Source organism: Knoellia aerolata DSM 18566, assembly GCF_000768695.1.
GTDB lineage: Bacteria > Actinomycetota > Actinomycetes > Actinomycetales > Dermatophilaceae > Knoellia > Knoellia aerolata.
In genome coordinates this window covers 1-889 of sequence record NZ_AVPL01000152.1, presented here as the reverse complement: position 1 = coordinate 889, position 889 = coordinate 1, and the positions used below count along the sequence as shown (strand labels likewise).

Sequence of the window (889 nt, the reverse complement as noted above, 5' to 3'; positions counted from 1 at the left end):
GACGCGCTGCGCGACGACGACCACGGCCGCGCGACGCTCCTCGTGGGCGACACCGCCGCGCCGTCCGACCGCGCCTCGTGGCCGGGCATCGACGGGTCGGCCGTCTGGGCGCGCGACGTCGTGTCGGCGCCCGCCTCCGTCCTGCCGGCCGTCGAGCAGCTCCTCGACCGCGTCGCGCTCGTCCCCAACGCCGAGCACGCCCTCGCCCTCGTCGCCCGGGGGGAGGGCATCACCGCGGTCACCCGGGACGGCGACGTCTACGCCCCCGGCTGGGTGCGTGGGGGGTCGAGCAGCGGTGAGTCGCTCCTCGAGATCCAGTCCGCGCTCGACGAGGCGCAGGCCGAGGCCGCCGCCGCGACGACCGCGGGGGAACGGACCCGCTTCGCCCTCGCCACCGAGCGCGAGCAGCACGCCGCCGTGTCGGAGCGCGTCGAGGCCGCCCTCGACGCCCTGCACGACAGCGACGCACGCATGGCGGCGGTCGCCGAGCAGCTCGGCGGCCTGCAGTCGACCATCCGCTCGAGCCGCGCCGAGGTCGAGCGCACCGAGCGCACGATCACCGTCGCCGAGGCCGCCCTCGAGTCGGACCGGACCGAGCTCACCGCGCTCGCCGCCCGCCTCGACGAGGCCAGCGCCGAGCCGACCGAGTCCGAGGACCCCTCGACCGACGAGCGCGACGGGCTCGAGCTCGCCGCCAGCCGGGCCCGCACCGCCGAGACCGAGCTGCGGCTCACCCTGCGCACCCGCGAGGAGCGGGCGCGCTCGCTCAAGGGCCGGGCGGACTCCCTCGAGGGCGCTGCCCGCAACGAGATCCAGGCCCGTGAGCGCCTCCGCCAGCGGCAGGAGCGCCGCCGCCGCGAGGCGACCGTCGCCGACGCGGTGAGCCGTG

The 889-nt window shown here is 78.1% G+C and carries 1 protein-coding gene; it reads left to right on the top strand.

The annotated features are described in order from the left end of the window. On the top strand, window positions 1–889 hold an 889-nt coding region (locus N801_RS19065; RefSeq protein ID WP_035940953.1), incomplete at both ends, for an SMC hinge domain-related protein.